Genomic DNA, 21,896 nt, shown 5'->3' with positions numbered 1-21,896 from the left:
CCGGTGGTAGCGAGGCTATGACATCAATTTTCTCGGGCCTTCCGGCTGCGCTCATTGCGCGCCTTTCGCAGTCTGCATTCCGCGACGCGAACACCTCCGACATGGAGGCGCTGACGTCCACGCAAGCCGGGGCGATCAAGGCGACACAGCTCAACAGCCTCTCCACGACCAACATCGAAGCCTTGACCGCGACCTCCGTGTCGGCAATTTCGCCGGTCAGCCTCAACAAGCTCAGTCTCGCCCTGTTCGAAGTGCTCGTCGCCGACGACCTCGACGCGATCACAGCGCGCCAAATGCTGGCGCTCTCCATTACGCAGCTCAATTCCCTCTCCGCCGCGGACATCCAGCGGCTTTCGCCTGAGCAGCTTCGCGCCATTTCCGCGACGCAGATCGCAGGGCTTTCAAGCGAGACGATCGAGAAGTTCACGGCGACCCAGATCGCGAGCCTGACGTCGACGCAAGTGCAAAGCTTCACGCCTGCGCGCCTCAACGCCATGCCGCCCAGTCTGCTGCAGGCGCTGGACGCATCGGATTTTACGTCCACGCAGATCTCGCGCCTCACCACGACAGCGTTCGACACCCTTACCTCGACGCAAATCTCGTCGCTGTCGCCGGCGCAGATTGCAGCCCTGTCCGTGACCGCGCTCAACCTTCTGTCTCCGGACGAGGTGAGAGGTTTGACGGTCACCCAGATCGGCGGCCTCAGCGCGCGGCAGCTCTCAGGCGTCTCGCCCGTGTTGCTGGGCAACCTCACCGCGACCCAACTCGGAGCCCTCACGGGCACGCAGATGCGCGGGCTGACCGCAACCCAGATCGATGCTCTGCCGGCGGCGTCCATCCGCGCGTTGCAGGCTTCCAACTTTACGACAACGCAGCTTGCCCGCCTCTCCGCCACCGCCATCGACACCCTGACCGCGACGCAATTCGCGCAGTTGCAGCCGACGCAGATCTCCGCGCTCTCGACGACGACGATCAACAATCTGCCGGCCTCCGTTCTGCGCGCGCTCACCACGACGCAGATGGGCGGGCTCACCGGGCGCCAGATCTCCGGCGCGACTGAGACGACGCTCGCCAACTTCAACCCATCGCAGCTCGCCTCCCTCACGGCGACGCAGATCTCGGGGCTCAAGGCGCCCCAGCTCTCGGCCATGACGACCACGGCGCTCCAGGCCTTGTCGCCGTCGAGCTTCTCGGCCTCGCAGCTCGCCGGGCTCACGACCACGGCATTCGACAACCTCAGCACGGCGCAGCTCCTGGGCTTGAGCGCCACGCAGCTCGGCTCCCTGACGTCGACATCGCTCAACCGCCTGTCGCAATCCGAGATCACGGCCCTTACGACGGCGCAGCTCCGCGGATTGAAGCCGGGCCAGATCGCCGCCGTAACGACGAGCCTGATCACAGCGCTTACGCCCGCGCAGCTCGAGAGCTTCAGCACGCTGCAGGTGAGATCGCTGACGGCGACCCAGGTCGAGGCGCTCGTTGCCAATGGAAATGCCGGGCTCAGGGCGCAGGACCTTTCGGTCGCGCAGATCGGGCGCTTGACGGTCACGACGTTCCAAAATCTCGGCGCGTCGCAGATCGGGGCACTGTCACCCGCCCAAATCGCAAGCCTGAGCGCGACGCTTATCAACGCCCTGTCGCCGGCCGAGATCTCGGCGCTGACGCCAACGCAGATCAGCGGTTTCACCGCGGCGAAGATCGGACTGCTCTCGACAGGCCAGATCGCGGCGCTCACGACCGCGCAGATCGGCGCGCTTGGCGCCAAGACGCTTGTGGGCCTGCGCGACACGCAGCTCGCAGCTCTTTCGGCAAGCCAGCTCGGCGCCCTGACGGAGGCGCAGCTGGCGAGCCTTTCGGGTACGGCCGTCGCCGGGCTCGAAGCCAATAATATCGCTGCGCTGTCGGCCAGCCAAATCAACGCCCTCAAGGCGGCCCAGGTGCGCGGTCTCAGCGAGACGCAGATCCAGGCGCTCGACGCAACGCAGATCGCCGCGCTGTCGACCAGCGGCTTGGCGGGGCTCAACGCCACCCAAGTGGCGGCGCTTTCACAAACGCAGGTCGCCAGCCTGTCCCCGAGCCAGATCGCGGCGTTGTCCGCCAACGGCATACTCGGCCTCTCGCCCGAAACCGTCGCCTCGCTTTCGCCTGAGCAGATCGGCGCGCTGACCGTGACGCAGATGCGCGTGCTGACCGAGGAGCATGTGGAGGCGCTGGCGGCGTCGCAAGTCAACGCTTTGTCGGCGACCCAGCTCGGCGCGCTGTCGAGAACCGCCATCGCGGGACTTTCCGTCCAGAACATCGCGCAACTCACGACGACCCAGATCGCGGGCCTCTCCGCCGTTCATGCCGCAGCGCTGCACGACACTCAGATCGAGGCCCTTTCCGAAACGCAGATCGCGGCCCTGTCCACGCGCGCCATTGCCGGGCTCGGCAATACGCAAATCTCAGCGCTGACGCCGACCCAGCTCGCGGCCATGTCCGTGACCCAGATCGGCGCGCTCTCGGCCGACGGGCTCAGCGGCCTCGGTATCGACGAGATGATGCAGCTCTCGCAGAACTTCTTCTCCGGCCTGACGACGACCCAGATCCGCGTGCTTTCCGAGTATCAGGTCGTCTCGCTCAGCGCCGGGCAGCTTGCGGCGCTGTCGGCAACGCAGATCTCCGCGCTTTCCTCGGTCGCCGTCGCCGGGCTTTCCGCCACGGCGCTGCAGTCGCTCTCGTCGACACAACTCGCCGGCCTCACCGCCGCCCAGCTCGGCGCGCTCGATGCCGCGCAGATCGGCGCGTTCTCGCCCGAGCAGATGGCGCGCTGGACGACGCTGCAGATCGTGGGCATCTCGCCCAGCGTCATCGGGGCGCTCGGCTCCGAACAGATCACCTCGCTTACGAGCGTCCAGTTGCGCGCGCTGAGGGCCGCGCAGGTGGCGGCGCTCGATCCGACGCAGATCGAGGCGCTCTCGACCTCGCAGTTCGCCAGCCTCACGACGACGCAGTTGCGCGGCCTCACCGCGACGCAAATCGCAAGCCTCCCGGCCAGCCATTTCTCTGCACTCGAACCCGTCCAGATCGGCGCGCTATCGACGTCCGCAATCGCCGGTCTGACCGAGTCGCAGCTGGATATGCTCACCACCCGTCAGGCGGACGGGCTCACGGCCGTCCAGCTTGGCGCACTCGACGAGACACGGATCTCCCGGCTCTCCACCACGCTGCTCGCAAGCCTCACGTCGACACAGCTCGCCGGCATCACCCCGAGCGCGTTGGCAGCCCTCGACACGGCCAGCCTCGCCGTGCTCGACGACAAGCATTTTCGCGGCCTGACCGCGACGCAACTTGGGGCACTGTCCAACGCGCAGCTCAGCGCCTTCGGCCCGGACCGGCTGACGCTGCTCTCGACGGAGCAGTTGGCGGGACTGACCGCCGCCCAGGTTTCGAACTTCACCTCAAACGAACTCGCGGCCTTGAGCTCACGGCAGATCGGCGGCCTATCGACCTCCGCCATCGCCGGCCTTTCGACCACGACCCTCGCCGCTTTGACCACCAACCAGCTTCGCGGTCTGACGGCTGCGCAGCTCGGCAGCCTCGGCGAACTGCAGATCGCCGCCGTCACGACCGGTCAACTCGCAACGCTTTCATCGACGCAGATTGCCGGCCTGTCTTCCGCCGCTGTGTCGGCACTCACCACCGATCAACTGTCAGCCTTGTCCACCGGGCAATTGCGCGGCCTGACCGCGCGGCAGGTTGCGGCTCTCACCACGGCGCAGCTCGCAAGCCAGTCGCCGGATCGTCTGGCTTCGCTCTCGGCCGCCGCGCTTGGCGGCCTCACGGACGTGCAAAGCGGCACCCTGACGTCGACGCAGCTCGCCGCGCTCACACCGACGCAACTCGCGGCCTTGAAGCCGAGCGCCATCGCCGGCCTTTCGACCGAGCAATTGTCGGGCCTGAGCACGGCCCAGTTCGGTGCGCTCACCGCCGCGCAGATCCAGGGTCTCACCGTGGACCAGGTGAAGAGCCTCACGCCGGCGCAGATCGCCCAGCTCACCATTTCGCAACTCGCGGGCCTGACCGCCGAGCATGCGGCAGACCTGACCGCGGACCAACTCGCGGCCCTGTCGACGACCGGCCTCCGTTCTCTCTCGATGGCCGCGATCGGAGGCTTGAGCGCAACGCAGATCGGCGCACTTTCGACGGCCCAACTCACAAGCCTGACGCCGTCGCAAATCGGCGCGCTCTCGCCGACCGCGCTCGCCGGCCTTTCGGCGAGCGAGCTCGCCGCGCTCACGACCACGCAATTCAGCGCAATTTCGACGACAGGCATCGGCGCGCTCTCCATCAGTCAGCTCGCCAGCCTAACCACGGACCAGATCCGCGTTCTGACGCCAGCCGCCCTCAACCGACTGACCTCAACGCAGCTCGCGAGCTTGACGACGACGCAGCTCGGCGCATTGGCGACGAGCCAGGTCAAGGCGCTCTCTCCCTCGGGGCTTGCCGGCCTCAGCGCCGCGCAGGTCGAAGCGCTCACGACGTCCCAGTTCGCCGCTCTCGATCCGGCTCAGATCGGCGGCCTGTCCACGACGACGATCAACGCTCTCTCCAGCGCGCGCTTTACCGCGCTGACAACCACGCAGCTCAGCGGCCTCAGCGCGGCACAAATCGGCGCGCTCAGCTCGCCCCAGATCGGCGCACTCACGACGCGGCAACTTCAGGCGCTTGCGCCGGAATCGCTCTACGGGCTCACCGCGACCGCCATCTCCTCCCTCGGCACCGTACAACTGCGCGCGCTTAGCATGGCGCAGATCGGCGCGCTCTCGACCAGCGCCATCGCCGGTCTCAGCAACGCACAGATCTCGGCGCTCACCAGCGATCAAATGGCAAGCGTGCGCGCGACGCAGATCGCCGCGCTCTCCAGCACGGCGATCGCAGGTCTCACCAGCGCGCAATTGGCTGCGCTCACGACCACGCAGTTCTCAGGTCTCTCCGCGACGGGGATCGCCGCACTCACGCCAGTCCAGATCGAGAGCCTGACGACCACCCAGGTCGGCCTTTTGTCCAGGACCGGAATTGGCGGCCTGACGGCGACGCAGCTCGCCAGCCTGACCACCACGCAGCTTGGCGCGTTCTCTTCGACGCAAATCGGCGCGATCGCAACGTCGGCACTTGCGGGGCTGAACGAGACGCGACTCGGCGCCTTGACCGAAACGCAGTTCGCCGGGCTGAGAGCCACGCAGATCGCGGCAATGGATTCGACCCAGATCCGCGCCATGACCGCGACCGAGATCTCCTCGCTAAGCCCTGCTCAGCTCGAAGGGCTCCTGCGCGTCCAAATCCGCGCGCTGACACCGACGCAGATCGCCGCGCTCACTCAGACGCAAATCGCCTCATTCGATGCCTCGCAGATCGTCAACATGACGACCTCGATGCTGGCTACGCTGAGCGCATCTCAGCTCGGCGCACTGTCGTCCGCCCAAATCGGCGCGCTGTCGACGCAGCAGCTCAACAGCATGGCGCCGAGCGTCATCGCCTCGCTTTCCACCAACCAGGTGGCCGGCTTTACGACCACGCAGATCTCTGCGCTCACGGCAACGGCCATCAGCGGCTTGACCACCACGACGATCGAGGCCCTCAACGGCGTGCAGGCCTCCGCCTTCACGGAAACGCAGATCGCCAGCATGACGCCCGCGCAGATCGCGGCGCTCGAGGCCGCGGTCTCGTAAGCGCGCACCTGATGATGATTTTTTCTATCTCCAGGGACTTTCAAGCATGACCTACGTCTCCCCGATCCCCACGCCTGCAACCGGCGCGCCGCACACCTCTCCGATCGATCTGAGCGTGGGCGACCTGTTCACGCTTGCCGAGGCGCACGAGGCGCAGGGCGACATGGGCCAAACCGTCGTCACCTATCGCAATTGGATTGCACGCAATCCCGCCCATCCCCTGCTGCACGCCGTCTACTTCAACTACGGCGTCGCACTCAACAAATCCGGCGACCGCTATGGCGCCATGAACGCGCTCAGGGCAGGCCTCGGCATCAAGCCCGACTTCTTGCCATCCCACATCAATCTCGGCCGCCTGCTCGAGGACGATGGACAGGCGGGAGCCGCGGTGACGCAATGGCTTCAGCTCGTCACGCAGACGGCGCAGATCGACGGCAACGCGGTGAAGCACAAGCTCATCGCGCTTCAGCAGCTCGGGCGCGTGCTCGAGGCGTTCCAGCAGGACGAGCCGGCCGAGGACGCCCTTCGGCAATCGCTCGACATCAACGCGCATCAGCCCGAAGTGGTGCAGCATTGGATCGCGCTGCGTCAGCGGCAATGCAAGTGGCCCGCTATCGCCGGCAGCGAGCATGTCGATCTTCGCACCCTCTATTCCGCGATCTCGCCGCTGTCCCTGGCGGCGCTCAGCCACGATCCGATGTTCGGCCTCGCCCGCGCCTTTAAATACAGCCGCGAGCTCACCGGACCACCGCGCGCGCCGCTGGTGCGCGAGAGCGCCGCTAAAGAGCGCACGGGCAAGGGCCGCAAACTCCGCATCGGGTATGTTTCATCGGATCTGCGCGAGCACGCAGTCGGCTTCGCGATGGCGGACGTGCTGGAAACCCACGACAAGGACGCGTTCGAACTGACGGCCTACTATTGCGGCATCGACCGGCAAGATCCGACGCGGCAACGGGCGGAGCGGGCCGTGGATCATTGGGTCGACATCACGCGCCTCTCCGATGTCGACGCGGCGCAACGTATCCACGCCGACGGCATCGACATCCTGATCGACCTCAACGGCTACACCAAGGACGCGCGATCGCGCATCTTCGCCTATCGCCCAGCGCCGGTCGCCGTGAATTGGTTCGGATTTCCGGGCACGATGGGCAGCACGCATCATCACTACATCATCGCCGATCCGGTTGTGATCCCCGAGGCCGACGAGATCTTCTTTTCGGAGAAGGTTCTGCGCCTGCCATGCTATCAGCCCAACGATCGCAAGCGGGTGGTTGCGGACGAGCCGCCGTCGCGCGAGGAGGCTGGGCTACCGGCCGACGCCTACGTCTACTGCTGCTTCAACGGATTGCAGAAGCTGACGCCGGACGTGCTCAACGCATGGCTTTCGATTCTTCGCGAGGTTCCGGACAGCGTGCTCTGGCTTTTGAGCGGGGGCAACGCCGCGGATGAGCGCCTGCGGCAGATTGCGGCCAACGCGGGACTTGCGCCGGAGCGCCTCGTCTTCGCCGACCGGCAAGCCAACCCGCAGCATCTGGCGCGCTACCGGCTGGCCGACCTCTTCCTCGACAACACTCCGTATGGGGCACACACGACCGCATCGGACGCCATGTGGATGGGCGTTCCGGTCCTGACCTTTCCTGGCGCGACATTCGCCGCGCGCGTGTGCGCCAGCGTTGTGACGGCCGCGGGGCTCGGGGATGCGGTCTGCGATACTATCGAGAGCTACACGGCGCGCGCGATCGACCTCGGGCGGAGCCGCGCCGAGACCGAGCGCCTCAAGGCACGCCTCGAGGAAAACCGCACGACGTCGACGTTATTCGATACGCCCGGCCTCGTGCGTGGGCTCGAAGATCTCTTCCGTCACATGTGGACGGACGCGATCGAAGGGCGCCTGCCCAAGCCGAATTTTACGAACATGAACGCCTATTTCGAGATCGGCCTCGATCTCGCCGCGACAGACCGCGTTCCCGCGACGCGCGAAACGATCTGCCGCGCCTATCGCGAACGGCTCGAGGAATGGGCCGCATCGGAGCACATCCCGCCCGACAACCGCCTTTGGCAAGCATAAGAAGGTTGTCTGTCGAATACGGTCCCGCGAGGTCCCGCTCGGTGCGGACACGGCGACGTGCCCGGTCCGCAAATCCCAATTGCGCTCATTGCGTCATGGAGACGCGCTTCGTCTAGGAGGGCGGCTTCGGCGAGGATACGACCAGCCACGCTGGCAGCGCAAAGCTCGGATTCAAATTCCGACCACGGGTGCCTTCGGTCCGCGCGCCGCCTAGCGTTCGCGGAAAGAGCGGGCGAATTGGTCGGTGAGCGGCTTGGTGAAGTAGGTGAACGCGGTGCGCTCGCCGGTCGTGACGTGGACCTCCGCCGGCATGCCAGCCACGAGCCTCAGCACCCCAAGCTTGGCCCGTCCGTCCTCAGTCAGCGCGAGGCGGATGCTGTAGTACGGAACACCGCCCGCCGTTGCCGGGTCGCCCGCGCGCGGCTGCTCCATCATCAGATCGGCCGACACTCGCGTGACCGTCGCCGTCATGTCGGGCGTGGTGCGCTGGTTGAAGGCCGAGAAGCGGATGTGGGCTAGCTGCCCCACGCGAACCTGGTCGATATCCTGCGGCGCCACCTTCGCGTCGATCATCAGGAGATCTTGATCGGGCACGATCATCATCACCGGTTCGCTCGGCGTGATGACGCCTCCCACGGTGTGGACATTCAGCTGATGGACGGTGCCGCTCTGCGGCGCCCGCAGCTCGATGCGCTTCAACTGATCGTCAGCGGCAACACGGCGCTCGGTCAACTCCGCTTCGCGGCCCTGCTGGTCGCGCAGCTCCTTGCCGACTTCCGTCTTGAGGTCCTGGTCCAGCTGCAGGATTTGCAGATCGGTTTCCGAGATCTTGCCCTTCGCCTGGGCAATTGCCGAGGACACCTGAGCCAAGTCACCTTCGAGCTGAGAAACTGTGCGCCGCGCGGCCGTCATGCGCGGCGTGCTGACGAGGCTCTTGCCCTCCAGCTCTTCGAGCCCTTTGAGTTCGGCTTTCGCATAAACGATTTCCTGCGCGCGCGCCGCGTGCTGGGCCGTCAGCCCGTCGATTTCCTCGCGCAACTGGGAAATCCGTTCGCGAAGCTGAGACCTCAGACCCTGCCGGGCCGTGCGGCGGTTTTTGAACAAAGCCGTTTCGCTGGCCATGATCTGCGCCAGGACCGGGTCGCCGTGGCGGGCGAGAATGTCGGCGGGAAATGCGATCTCCGAACGATCTTCCTGCTCTGCCGTCAGGCGCGCCTGGCGCACGGCGATCTCGTCGAGCTGCTTCGATACCATCTGCAGGTTGGCGCGCGTCACGGTCTCGTCGAGGCGGACCACGACGTCGCCGGCTTCGACATGCTGGCCCTCCTTGACATAGATCGCGCCGACAACACCGCCCGTCGGGTGCTGGACCTTCTTGACGCTGCTGTCGACGACGACACTGCCGGCCGCCATGACGGCGCCCGCGAGATCGACGGTCGCCGCCCAGACGCCGAGGCCTCCGAGCAGGGTCACGATGACGACGATGCCGAACATGATGTAGGCGCGTGCCTCCGTAAACGGCGACGACTGTTTGGCCGGCACGGAGGGAGGCGGAAGGCTCATTTGCATTGTGGTGTTCCTCAGACCGCCGAAACGTTGTTGTCGCCCACAACCTTGAATCCGGACGTCAACGCCCGAATGGCCGCTGCCGCCGGGGCGGCCGCAGGGGGTGGCGGCACGGCGAGTGGGGGAGCGCCCGGCACGCCTTGCAAGACGGCTTTCAGAACGTCATCGCGTGGACCGAATGCCTGGACTTGTCCCTTGCCAAGCGCCAACACCTTGTCGAGCCCGGCGAGCGCCGATGGCCGATGCGCAACCACCACGACGATGCCACCGCGGTCCCGCACGGAGCGGATTGCGGCGGTCAGTGCGAGGTCGCCCTGCGTGTCGAGGTTGGAATTCGGCTCGTCCAGCACGACCAGGAACGGCTCGCCATAGAGCGCCCGCGCCAGACCCACACGCTGCCTTTGTCCGGCCGAAAGCTTGGCGCCGGCATCGCCGATACGGGTCTCGTAGCCCTGCGGCAGGTGGACGATCATGTCATGGATGCCGGCAAGCTTGGCGGCCGCAACGACCATATCGCTCGATGCCTGCGGATCAAGGCGCGAGATATTCTCGGCCACCGTGCCGTCGAACAAATCGACGGCCTGGGGCAGATAGCCGATGTCGCGCCCGATGGCTTCCGGCGCCCACTGGTCGAGCGTCGCGCCATCGAGGCGCACGCTGCCGCCGCGCGGGAGCGGTGTCCAGGCGCCGACGAGTGCCCGGATCAAAGTCGATTTTCCAGCAGCGCTCGGACCGATGACGCCGACACCCTCGCCGGCCTCGAGCGCGAACGAGACGTTGGTGACGACGGGAAGGGTTTCGCCGGGAGGCGCCACCGAGAGATCCTTAACCTCGAGCGTGCGGGACGGCCGAGGAAGCACCGTCGTAATTTCGCGGTTCGGCAGCGCCGAAAGCAAGGCATCGAGCCGGCCGATGCTCTGGCGCATGCCGACGAAGCCCTTCCAGTTGGCAATCGCAATCTCGATGGGCGCGAGCGCGCGCGACAGGATGATGGAGCCGGCGATGAGGGAGCCGGACGACAGTTCGCCCTTGATGGCGAGATAGGCGCCGAGGCCCAGAATTCCGGACTGAAACAGCAGGCGCAAAACTTTCGAGATCGCGCCGATCCCGCCGGCCGCATCCGCCATCGCGACCTGGTCGATGAGATAACGTTCGTTGACCTTCTCCCAGCGCCCGATCAGGCGGTTGCCCAGGCCCATCGCCTGGACGACCTCGGCATTGCGCCGGGCCGCTTCCGTAAACGCGTGACGCTGCGAGATGCTCTTGGTCGCCTCCTTTGCGGGAGCTTTCGTCTTCATTTCGGTGAGGATCGTCAGCGCCACGAGGAGGATTGCGGCGGCGATCGCAAACAGACCCAGCACAGGGTGAAGGAGATAGATCAGGGCGATGTAAACCGGGAGCCAGGGCATATCGAACAGGGCGGTCGGCCCGAGCCCGGATAGGAACGAGCGGATCTGGTCGAGATCGCGAACCGGCTGCAGGGCATCCATGCTTTGCTTGCCCCGAATTGGCACAAGCAGGACAGCCTCCATGACGCGCGCGCGCAACTGGCGGTCGATGCCAATGCCGATGCGGCTGAGGGTGCGGGTGCGGGCGAAATCGAGCGCGCCAAAGGCCGCATAGAGCAACACCAGCACGATGGTGATGCCGATCAGCGTCGCCACGCTCCGCGACGGCAGCACCCGGTCGTAGACCTGCAGCATGTACATGGAGCCGGTCAAAACCAGAACGTTGATGATGCCGGAGAAAAGCCCCACCCCAAGAAATGCGAGACGCGATTTGCCAATCGCTGCTTTAACGCTGGAGACAGACACGCTCGTTCCTCGCCACCGGTGACATCATCATTGCGGCTTCGTCGATCGAAGCTCGCGCTGAGGGGTCGCTTGCACGACCCGGGCCATGCCCCTTCACTTTCGGTCGCTCCGCTTGCGGAGCAAGAACAGCGTAAAGGATGTGTAAAGAAAGGTGGTTACCCGCGTGCGGAGCACGTTGTTACCCGCGAGCGGAGCCGCATGCAGCTATCGCCCCGCGCCGTCCGGCACGAGGCTATTGTGGCGCAAGTCCTCTAGAGGAGTGGCGTCAGTTCGCGCCGGGCCCGAAGCCGATGGTAAGACGGACGCCCGTGCGAAGCTCCCACAAATCGTCATCCTGCACGTGGGAGACAAAGCCGCCTGACGGGTCGTTGCTCGTCAGATGCGCGGTCGGCACCTTGGAGAAGTAGTCGGCTTCTGCGAAACCTTCCAGCAGCGTCGACGGCGCGACCTTCAGCTTGAGACCGATCCCGAGCAAGCCGCGGAAACCAGCGCCCGAATCTCCGTCGGAAACGGAGGCGTCGAAATCGCCAGTGGTGACGGCCGTGCCGCCCGACCTGAAGCTACCGTCGGCGTCGTAGCCGTACACGCCAGCGCCGACGCGCCCTACGAGGGCCAGGTTGGACGTGAGCCACGTCTCGGGCTCAGCGGCGAAGAAAATGCCGTACAACGTCGCGTCCACACTCGCGGTCCGGCCGAACTCGCAGCACGGCACCGAGGTTGTAATGGCCGTGCGCGTGTCTTCGTCAAAGCCGCGGATGAACGGCGCAAGGACCCACGTTACCGTGGTCGTGGCGTTGATCACGTCGTCATCCTCGAACCGGAGGGCGCCTTCCCACGTCTTCCGCTCGATGTTCGTTGTGCCGGTCGCACCGCCCGTGCCGAGCACGCTGCCGTCAACGGTGCTCAAAACGATGTCGCCGCCCGGCGATAAGACGTTGTGCGCGCTGTCGTCCGTCCTGCCGTACAGCAGATTGAGCTCGACGCGATGGAAGCCGAAGATGAAGGGCTTGCCGGCGTCGTAGCCGATGAGGCCACCCACGAAATAGCCGCTATCCGGAGACACCAGGATGTCGGTTACGGGATCGCCAGGCCCCGTGACGACGACGTTGCTGATGCCGTGGCCCGTCACGGATGGGCCGTCCTGGTAGAGATAACCGCCCTCAAAAGAAAGAACAATTCCCTGGGGGCCAGCGGGTGACTTGCCCATATCGGCGTGCGAAGCCTGGGGAAACAGGGAAAGCCCTGCTGCCGCGATGATCGCCGTAGCCGCGCGGAACGTCGTCATGTAGCCCCCTAAACCCGACCCAGCCGGTGCGCCGAGCGCATGCGTTTTATACGCTCTATCCCCCGATACGGCGCACCCGGATCACCATTCATCCCCAGCAATGCGTGATTCGGTAAAATTTCGCGAATGGCCTACGGCCGATTCGCCACAGGCAAGGAAAAGATGGTTCGCGTGCGCACGCTATTGACGCGTGAGCCAGGCCGAAACGAACGTGGGGCCCGAAGGCCCCACGCGTTGGTCCGCTATTCTTGCGGGTTCGTCAGTTCATCACGAAGTCGCCGGCATCGAACGTGCCAGGGCCGCTCGACAGCGTCACGACGGCAAACTGCACGCTGGCCCCTGCGCCCGATCCGTCCGCGTCGTACGACAGCGCGCCGGTGGTGCTGTTGAAGATGATGCGCTGAGAGGCAAGGGTAGCCAACCCGTCCGCGGTGATTGCGAACTCCGCCACATCCAACGTCGCGCCGATGCCCGTGAAGATCGCCGCGCTGAGTTCGATCTTGTCCTGGCCGCCGGCATCGAAGTCCCTGATGATGTCGACGTTCGTCGCCGCGTTGAGTGCGGTGTTGAAGACGAACGTGTCGAAGCCGGCACCGCCGTGCAGGAGATCGTTGCCGGTACCGCCGATGAGCCTGTCATTGCCGGCGCCGCCAATCAGAACGTCATTGCCGGCGCCGCCGTCGAGGGTGGTTGCGCCCGCATCCAGATCCAACAGGATGTCGGCGTTGCCCGTACCGGTGATATTGCCGCTGTCGAAACCGATGGTGACCGTAGCGTTGTCGGTCGCCGCGCCGTCGGACAGCGTATACTGGAACGAGCCCCAGTCCGTATCGCCACCGCCGCCCGACGAGTTGTTGACGACGGTGACCGAGCCCGGATTCGTCGTCAGGCTCGCAGAGGCAAGATCGCTCAACGAGCCGGTATTCGTGATCGTGAGCGTCGAGCTGTCCACATCGCTGTCGTTGTAGGTCAATGCCCAGTGCGGGATCAGGAACGTCGTGCCGTTGGCGGCCTGCAGGTTGACGATGACACTGTCGTTCACGGCGTCCGGCGCGTCGTTGACTGCGGCGACGTTGATCGTGGCGGTGGCGGATCCCGTGTCCGCGCCCCCGTCGCCGTCTACCAGTATAAACGTGACCGTCCGGGGCAAAGTGCTGGGATTCTCGGAGGTGTTCGCGAAGGTAATGCGCTGGATCAGCTCATCCACCGCCTCGCTCGTCGCGTTGGCGTTAAAGGTGATGACCAACGGCGCTCCGTTCGTGCCACCCGAAAAGGTGCCGATCACTGCGTTTGGCGCACCGCCGTTCGGGTTGAAACTCACGTTTGAGCCGCTGACGCTGATCTGGCCGTTGCCGATGCCTTGCGAGCTGATGGCGAGTTGATCCGCCACGGTGCCGTTGGCCGCGAACGACACCGTCAACGAGCCGCCCGCGAAATCGGCGGAGTCGATATCAGCCACCACGACGCTGCTGTCGATGATGACGGCGCCCGCGTTCTCGGTGTAATTGAGGTTGTTGAGGCCGGTGATGGTCGGCGGATCGTTGACGGCCGAGACGACGATATTCGCCGTATCCGTCGCCGACGAGAACGCCGTGCTGCCACCGTTCGAGTTCGTGTTGACCTTGGTTCCAGCGGTGCCGGTGGTCTGGTCATAGGCGCGGAACGTGATGGCGCCCGTCACGGTCCCGTTGAAATCGGCGTTGGGCCGGAAGTAGAGACGTGCTGTTTCCGTGAGCAACAGGGCGCTCGTGTTCGAGATCGTACCGACAGCGATCCAGTTCGCACCGTCGTCGAGCGAATAGAACCAGGTGCCGTTGGTCACGTTCACGCCTGTAAGCGCAATGCCGAGGCCGCTTCCGTCCGGATCCGTGACGTTGTCCAGTCCGCCGCCGCCGCTGAGATCCACGAGCCCCGATACGAGCGTTCCGACCGCTCCCACCGGATTTCCGGCATCTTCGGCAATCGTGTTGAGGACCGGCGTGGCCGCGGTGAGCAGCACGGGCGCGTCATTGACGCTGGTCACGTTGATGGTTGTCGAGGCCGTCCCCACTCCTCCGTCACCGTCGTTGATGGAGAAGGTCACGGTGCGCGGCGACGTGCTCGGATCGTCCGATGTGTTCGCGAACGTGATGCGCTCGATGAGTGCATCGACGGCCGCGGGCGTGGCGTTGGCGTTGAGCGTGATGATGAGGGGCGTGCCGTTCGTGCCGCCGGAGAACGTCCCGATCACGGCGTTGGCGGCGGCGCCGGGCGGATTGAAGGTGATATTGGATCCGCTGACGCCGATCTGGCCGTCACTTGTCCCCTGGGAGCTGATCGCCAGCTGGTCTGCCGCGGTGCCGTTGGCCGTGAAGGAGACCGTCAGGCTGCCGCCGGCGAAGTTCGCCGAATCCGGATCCGCCACGATCACCGCGGTATCGATGATCGTTGCCGCCTGGTTCTCGGTGTAGGACAGCGCATTCAGGCCCGAGATGCTCGGCGCCACGTTCGGCTTGTCCACGACCGTGACCGTCAAGGTCGCGGGCGACGTATCGCCGTCATTGTCGATCAGCACATAGCTGAACGTCTCGTTGGTGGTCGCGGGCACGCCAGCGGACGGGGCATTGTATGACCACGCGCCGGTCGCGAAGTTGAACGTGAACGTTCCGCCGAGCGTCGTCTCGACGGTAAGCTGGGTACCAACTACCGTTGCTCCGGCCGGGTTTCCGCCCGGAAGGGCAACGCTCGTGCCGTTGAAGCCATAGGTCATTCCATCGACCTGGATGGAATTGATGTGGCCGCCATCGGCGCCAAAGCCGTCGTTGTCGAGCACATTGCCGGAAACCTGGCCGGGAAGCGTACCCGCCAGCACAGCCTCGAGCTGGCTGGCGTCGGTCACGGCGATCGCATCATCCTCGGCACGCGGCGCGACCGGGTCAAGGAAGCCGGTGTTGACGATACCGCCGAAGCCGACGGCGATCACTTTGTCGACGTTCCGCACATTGAGGAAGTTCGACCACGCGGTTTGCTCCGCATTGTTTACGTCCGAGCCGCCCTGCGGATCGCCATCGGACAGGAAGAGCACATGCGTCTGATCGGCGCTCTGAAGCGCCGGCAGCGTGCTCTGGATCGTTGCAAGCGCGGAGTCGTACTCGGTGGCGGAAACGAGACTGCCGTTGTTGTAGCTGTTGACGTTTGCAATGGCGGAGGCAACGTCGGTGAACGTGCCGCGAAGGATCGCCCCGTCGTTGAACGTGTAGATCACGATATCCTTGAACGTCACGTCGGAGCTGTTGAGGTAGTTCGTGACGGATTGCTGCAACAGCTGCAGGCGGCTGAGCCCAGGCACGCCCGACGCGCCGTTCATGCTGGTCGAGAGATCGATGACCAGCACGGCATTGAGGGTCGGCTTCGAGCCTTCGTCAACAGAGGCCGTGTCGTTCTGGGCGACCGGGGTATCGTCGTCGATTGTGATGGACAGCGATCCATTTGCAGGATCGCCGTTGGAATCCTTGACCGTGTAGGTGAGATCGACGACGGCATCGTTCTCGGCGTTGCCCGTTGCGTGCAGAACCGGCTTAAGCAACGTGAAGACGTAGTTGCCCACGCCGGTATCGGCGCCGGTATCTACCTGGACGGTGAAGACAGGGCCGCGCGCCGAGGTGGCGGTCAGGGTGTTGTTCGCCGCGTTCCAGCCGTAGGTGACCGTTTCAGTCCCAACAGTGCCATTCGTCCCGTGCATGGTGGAGAAGCTGATCGGATCGACAGTCGCTTTGCCGTCGCCGCCAAAGTCATGTGGCAGTAGTCCGATTGCCGTCGTCGCCTGACCAGCGACGTCGCCGGTTCCTCCAGCGATGCCGTTTGCGAGACCTTCATCGTCGACCGTGGCAGAGGCAGATCCTGCCGTTGGAAGAGTGTTGGCGTTGGTGATGACGATGTTCTGAACGGCCTCAGACGTGTCGCCGTCGCCGTCCGTGATGCGGTAGGTGAAGCTCTCGTTTTGGTTTGCGTTGCTGGCGTTCGGGGTCGGATCGAAGGTCCAGGTGCCGTTGGCGGCAAATGTGTAGCTGCCATTAACAGTCGGAACTGTGACGCCATTCACCGGGTCGACGACATAGGTCGTTACACCGAAAATGACGTGCGTAACCGTCGCGCCGTCGGCGCCTTGAGCGTCATTGGCAAGGAGGTTGGTGCCTGCCGTCGCGCCATCGTTTTCCGAAACAGTCAGTGCGGGACCGGCATTCGCTGTCGGCGCATCGTCGTCGAAGTTGATGATGAGCGTGCCGGGCGCGGTCGAGCCGTCCGAGTCCGTGATGACATAGCCGAGGTTGACCGTTGCATCGTTCTCGTTCGCCCCTGCAGTATGGAGAACGTTGTCGAGCAGCGTGACAGTGTAGGCGCCGGTCGCGGCATTGGTGATCTGGACCGAGAACAGCGGGCCGCGCGGGCCTGTCGCCGTCAGAGTATTGTTGCCGGCGTTCCAGGTGTAGTTGACGGTCTCCGTGCCAACAGTACCCGACGTTCCATCCAAGGCCGCAAAGCTGTACGTGCCGGGCTGATCTTGGCCGACGCCGCCGCCGAGGAAGTACGAGAACGTCGCTTCGTTGTTGTCGCCATCGAGATTAATATCAACGAAATCGCCGATCGTGCTCGCCGGGTTGCCGCCTGCGAGACCGTCGTCATCCATATACGCCCAAGCTGCTCCGCTGTCCGGCACGTTGGCGTCCGTCACCTGGAAGCTGATATTCGCCGTCGCCGCGTCGCCGTCGCCGTCGGTGACCGTGTAGGTCGCCTGGATCGGAGCAACCGGGCTGATGGTGGGATTATCGGCGGTAAAGGAGTAGCTGCCGTCCGCCTTCACCTTGATGCTGCCGGCACCGATATCGATCGGCTGCGAGTAGTTGGCGTCGACAGGGTTGAAGACCAATGCGATGCCATTGATGTGCGTCACGGTTGCGCCGTCTGCACCTTGCACGAAATCGAGCGTGCCGGTGACGGTCGCGCCTTCGGCGACGTTCTGGGATGCTTCGTCGCTCGCCGCAGGGATGTCGTCGACGATGGTGATGTCGAGCGAGCCGTTTGCGGTCGTGCCGTCGGTGTCGACGACGACGACTGCGAACTGCTCCGGAAGGCTGTTCTTTCCGCCTGCCGGTCCGTGCGCTTCGTTGTCGAGCAGGGTGTAGGTGTAAGACACTTTACCCGTCACCGCGTCGTAGCTCACCTTCAAGGTGTTGCCCAGCGGCGTCGCGATGGTGACAACGGTTCCGTTCAACGGAACGGGCGTGCCGCCGACCGTGAGGGTGGCGACGCCATCGGCGGCATCGATGTGGAATTCGCCCGACTTCTCCAGCAGGCCGGCATTCGGGTTGGACCCGTCCGCGAGGTTGCTTTCATCGAAGCTCAGTTCCCCGCGCTCGACGTTGAGATAGGAGATCACGACCGGATCGTCGGCGCCGTTGACTTTAATCTCAAGGGTTGCGGTCGCCGGATCGCCGTCCTTGTCGTAAATCGTGTAGGTGAACGTCTCGGTCAGCGACTGGTTCTTGTTGAGCGCCGCGACGGCTGCGTTGTTGCTGTTGAGCACGTAGGAGTAGTTGCCATTAGCATCGACGGTGAGAACGCCGTATGCGCCCGCAACCTGGCTGCCGACCTGACTAGCCCAGGCGATCGATCCGAAGCCGTCCGCGCCGAGCGTGTCTGCGACGCCATCGGTGCCGTTCGTATCGGTGCCCAGTCCGCCGTCAACAGCGGTGACGACGTTGCCGGTTGCTGCAGGACTGACGCCCCGCGTCGTGAAGTCGTCGAAGCCGAAATAGTCCGTTGCGTGGAATTCGATTTTCGCGAGATTGGAGAAACCGAACATTGTCGAGAAGTCGACAAATTGCGCGACGCCCTGGAGGACGGCGAACGTGTACGCGGTTGGTACTCCACCGTTGGCGGGATAGCCGGTGGCTGTGACGTTGGTCACGCCATTGCGCGCAACGAACGAGGCGCCAAGGAAGCTGAACACGCCGCCGGAAACGCTGATCGGCGAGCCCTGGGGGCCCGGATAATCCGGATGCTCCGGCGGAAGCGCTTCCGCGAAGAAGGCCAGGTTGTCGCCGGTCGTCGGGACGTAGTTCGAGCCGGGCTGCGGATTGTGGATGCCGGTTTGCGTCCAGACGAACCCGCCGTAATTGGCCGGAATCGGCTGTTCACCGCCATTGGCGAGGACAACATCGTCGAAGCTCAGGACCTGGATTGCCGCCGCGGTTACGGAGTCGGTGTCGTTGTTGGCGATCGGCGTGTCGTCGTCGATCGTGACCGTGACCGAGCCGGTCGCGGTTACGCTGTCGCCGTCGTTGTCGGTCGCCTGGATCAGCGAGCCGAAGTCGATCGAGAGATCGTTCTCGTCGCCGCCCGCCGCGTGATCAAGAGGGTTGATAAGTGAGAACGTCCACGTACCCGTGGTGGGATTGAGAAAGAACGTAAAGATCGTCGCGCCAGCCGATGCCGTGAGAGTATTGCCGAACACCACGTACGTGATCGGGACGCCGCCCGCGGTGAGTGCGGGAAGTGCGCCCGTGTTGGTGAGAAGCTGATAGGTCAGCGGCGCATCCGCGCCAGACTGGAACAGGCCCGCGACCGAACCGAACGCGGACGCGCCGATGCCGGCGACATCGCCGATGCCACCTTCGATGCCGTTTGCCAGCGCATCTTCGTCGACCGTTCCGGCCGAGACGCCCTTAACGGCAAGCGGCGCGTCGTCGATAATCTTGACATCGAGCGACGAGGTCGCCGTGCTTCCATCGGTGTCCGTGAGCACGACCGGGAATTTTTCGAAGAGCTCATTGGAACCAACGGCGTGTTGTTCGGCTCCATTCAGCGTGTAGGTATACGTCACGACGCCGGTGGCTGAATTGAAGCTGACAAAATTCAACGTGTTTCCAAGCGGCGATGTGATCGTCACCGGCGTGAACACGCCGTCCTTGATCACAAAGACGCCGTCGACCTTCAGGTCGTCGAGACCATCAGGCGCTGCGATCTTGAAGGTTCCGGTTGCCGTCAGGGATTCCTTCGATGTGTCGGTGCCCGCCGGAAGGTCATCCTCATTGAGGACGACATCGCCGCCGTTGATGGCAGGCGTGAGATCGGTGATCGTGACGCCGTCGTCGGTGCCCTTGATCGTTATCGTGATGATCGTGGTTGTCGTGCCGCCATTCTTGTCGTCGATCGTCACCAGGTACTTCTGGGTCAGCGTGTCGTTCGGACCGAGTGAATCCAGGACCGAGTCGTTGACCGTGAAATTCCAGCCGATCGAATCCGTCGTCTGGTTGAGCGTGCCAAGGGTCAGCGTGCCGAGGTAATTGTTGCCGAGCGGCGCGACCGTCGCCTTATGCGTATCGATCTTGTCGACGTCCTTGAACGTGATGGTGCCCGACTGGGAGTGGTTGATCGCGTTCTCGCCCGGCGCGCCATCGGCGACTTCGGTGACGGTGCCGACCTGCGCCTTCGACGTAATTTCAGGCGCATCGTTGGTGCCGACGATCTTGATCGTGACCGTCGTGGTCGTCGTGTTGCCCGCGAAATCCTTGAGCTTGATCGTGTAGGTCTGCGTGAGCGTCTGGCCGACCGCGAGATGATCGATGGCGCCGTCCTTGACCTTGAACGTCCAGGTCACGGCATCCGTGTTTTGATTCACGGTCGCGTTGAAGGTTCCGAGATAGCTTCCCGCCTTCGGAATGACGGTGGCCGTGTGCGTATCGCCGGTGGTGTCCGAGAATTTCAGCGTTCCGCTTCTCGTGTGCTCGAATTTGAGCTCGTTGACGTCCTTGTCCTTGAGTTCGGTGACCGACGCGCATTGCGGCTTTGTCACAAACTGCGGAACGATTTTCGCGCACATCTGAGCAAACGTCAGAATCTTTACGCCAACGACTTTTTTCTTAGACACGCTGAACTCCACCCTTAGATCTGCGTGCCTCGGGTCTGGAGCGGAGCCCAAGCAACGCAGGATCTTAACGACACGTAAAACGTCGCTCCTTATTGGAACTGATTTACACTGATCAACAGGGTGGGAAACTTTTCGGCGGATTTACTATTAAACGCGACTATTCGATGACGCCGCGTCTTCCGACCGGGCCGCTAGCCTAGCGCTTTGATTTCCCGCGTATTCGCAATTCAATGTCCGGCGCCAAACGGACCAGTAAAAGCCAAGCTTACAAATTGAATTCATTTTTATAGATCTACGTGGCGGCAATTTTTTGCGCGTGCGATTGGCTGCCCAGAGGTCCGCGCTCGAACCGGGTGCCGAACTCGGATCCGGAGGCCGCGCTAAGCGCGGGCCGAACGCGGCCAGATACGGCGAAAACGCGGTGTTCGATTGCGTAAAATTTTACGCGTTTTTTCGGCTAACTCACTTCAATCATGTCTTAAATTGTCACGCGGCGGGCCGCCCTTCCTCAAAACTTCTCCAGTAGCGTCGGACCTATCGAGGCCCTTTTCGGCCATTTCGCTTCGACTGGAGTTGCACCATCATGTCCTTGTTCAGGATCGCTGTCGTTCTATCGCTTGGCGTCGCCGTGATGCCATCCGATCAGGAGCAGCAGGATGCCCTCTACGAGCGCGCGGCAACCGCCGCGCACTGGACCATCACCTACTGCGATCGCAACGCACAACAGTGCGAGACCGCGGGCGGGCTGTGGGATGCGTTCATGCGCAAGGCCCAGTTCGCCGGGAAGCTCGCCTATGACGTGGCGCTGCGCTCGACCCTGGAAAACGGCCAGGAACCGCGCGCGCTGACGATCTCGGACAAGGCGCGTGGAACGCTGCAGCCGACCGATCTCGCGCCGGGCTGGCGCGGGCTCGAGCGCGAAAACGGCATCTGAGCCTCTGCGCGCCGCCCTATTCGGCACCCCTTTCGACCCGACCTGGCGGCGAAACGCGCGGTTTCGCCGCCCTTCGCGTTGCATCGCGGCGCGACAATCCCGTTCCGCCAACCTATATGTCCGACGTGGGCGCCGTTCCGGCCGCCACGGTGTGAGGACACCTTATGACGATCGCTAGTCTTCAGTCCGATTTCGAGCTCCTGGACGACTGGGAAGACCGGTATCGTTACATCATCGAGCTTGGCCGGACGCTGAAGCCGCTCCCGGACGCCCTTCGGACCGAGGCGACGAAAGTGCGCGGCTGCACCAGCCAGGTCTGGCTCGCCAGCGAGGTTGGCGCGGGCTCCGACGGCGTGGTCTCCAACGGCAACGGGCCGGTGTTGCATTTCCAAGGCGACAGCGACGCACATATCGTGCGCGGCCTGGTCGCCATCATCTTCGCGCTCTACGACGGCAAGACCGCCAGGGAGATCCTGGCAATCGAGCCCGAGACCGTCTTTTCGGCGCTCGGCCTCAAGGATCATCTCTCGCCGCAACGCTCGAACGGGCTCGCGTCGATGGTCGAACGGATCCGCGCTGACGCGCGCGCCGCGCTCGCCACCTAGACGC

Annotated in this window: 8 protein-coding genes; 4 read left to right on the top strand and 4 right to left on the bottom strand. The window is 64.1% G+C overall.

Annotation, left to right across the window (positions count from 1 at the left end):
• The first annotated feature begins 17 nt into the window (after positions 1–17).
• Together ACTIFK_RS08240 and ACTIFK_RS08235 are read left to right on the top strand one after the other, a co-directional pair.
• Positions 18–5,711: a beta strand repeat-containing protein gene (locus ACTIFK_RS08240; RefSeq protein WP_439542579.1), complete on the top strand. Its 5,694-nt coding sequence runs from the start codon at positions 18–20 to the stop codon at positions 5,709–5,711.
• A gap of 46 nt (positions 5,712–5,757) precedes the next feature.
• Positions 5,758–7,779 carry an O-linked N-acetylglucosamine transferase family protein gene (locus ACTIFK_RS08235; RefSeq protein WP_439542578.1) on the top strand — a complete coding sequence of 674 codons (2,022 nt, stop codon included), beginning with the start codon at positions 5,758–5,760 and terminating at the stop codon, positions 7,777–7,779.
• 210 nt (positions 7,780–7,989) lie between these two features.
• Here ACTIFK_RS08235 and ACTIFK_RS08230 read toward each other — a convergent pair whose 3' ends face one another.
• The 4 genes from ACTIFK_RS08230 to ACTIFK_RS08215 all read right to left on the bottom strand — a co-directional run bounded on the left by ACTIFK_RS08230 (position 7,990) and on the right by ACTIFK_RS08215 (position 20,353).
• Positions 7,990–9,348 (bottom strand): HlyD family type I secretion periplasmic adaptor subunit, encoded by a 1,359-nt coding sequence (locus ACTIFK_RS08230; RefSeq protein WP_439542577.1) that lies wholly within the window; start codon positions 9,346–9,348, stop codon positions 7,990–7,992.
• Positions 9,349–9,359: 11 nt separating this feature from the next.
• Positions 9,360–11,159 carry a type I secretion system permease/ATPase gene (locus tag ACTIFK_RS08225; RefSeq protein WP_439542576.1) on the bottom strand — a complete coding sequence of 600 codons (1,800 nt, stop codon included), beginning with the start codon at positions 11,157–11,159 and terminating at the stop codon, positions 9,360–9,362.
• A 265-nt stretch (positions 11,160–11,424) separates the two neighbouring features.
• A complete protein-coding gene (locus ACTIFK_RS08220) occupies positions 11,425–12,444 on the bottom strand; it encodes a hypothetical protein (protein WP_439542575.1) in 1,020 nt (339 codons plus the stop codon).
• Positions 12,445–12,703: 259 nt separating this feature from the next.
• Entirely contained in the window at positions 12,704–20,353 is a 7,650-nt protein-coding gene (locus ACTIFK_RS08215; RefSeq protein WP_439542574.1) for a beta strand repeat-containing protein, read from the bottom strand.
• 583 nt (positions 20,354–20,936) lie between these two features.
• Here ACTIFK_RS08215 and ACTIFK_RS08210 point away from each other — a divergent pair.
• Positions 20,937–21,287: a DUF5330 domain-containing protein gene (locus ACTIFK_RS08210; protein WP_439542573.1), complete on the top strand. Its 351-nt coding sequence runs from the start codon at positions 20,937–20,939 to the stop codon at positions 21,285–21,287.
• Positions 21,288–21,451: 164 nt separating this feature from the next.
• Entirely contained in the window at positions 21,452–21,892 is a 441-nt protein-coding gene (locus tag ACTIFK_RS08205) for a SufE family protein (RefSeq protein ID WP_439542572.1), read from the top strand.
• Positions 21,893–21,896 lie beyond the last annotated feature (4 nt).

Source organism: Hyphomicrobium sp. (genome assembly GCF_051860585.1).
In the GTDB taxonomy this organism is placed as follows: Bacteria; Pseudomonadota; Alphaproteobacteria; order Rhizobiales; family Hyphomicrobiaceae; genus Hyphomicrobium_C.
The sequence above is the reverse complement of the archived record's forward strand: the minus strand, read 5'-3'. Positions and strand labels throughout refer to the sequence as shown.

Coding starts and splice junctions, on each gene's coding strand:
- ACTIFK_RS08240 (WP_439542579.1), top strand. CDS start 18: ATGACATCAATTTTCTCGGGCCTTCCGGCTGCGCTCATTGCGCGCCTT.
- ACTIFK_RS08235 (WP_439542578.1), top strand. CDS start 5,758: ATGACCTACGTCTCCCCGATCCCCACGCCTGCAACCGGCGCGCCGCAC.
- ACTIFK_RS08230 (WP_439542577.1), bottom strand. CDS start 9,348: ATGCAAATGAGCCTTCCGCCTCCCTCCGTGCCGGCCAAACAGTCGTCG.
- ACTIFK_RS08220 (WP_439542575.1), bottom strand. CDS start 12,444: ATGACGACGTTCCGCGCGGCTACGGCGATCATCGCGGCAGCAGGGCTT.
- ACTIFK_RS08210 (WP_439542573.1), top strand. CDS start 20,937: ATGTCCTTGTTCAGGATCGCTGTCGTTCTATCGCTTGGCGTCGCCGTG.
- ACTIFK_RS08205 (WP_439542572.1), top strand. CDS start 21,452: ATGACGATCGCTAGTCTTCAGTCCGATTTCGAGCTCCTGGACGACTGG.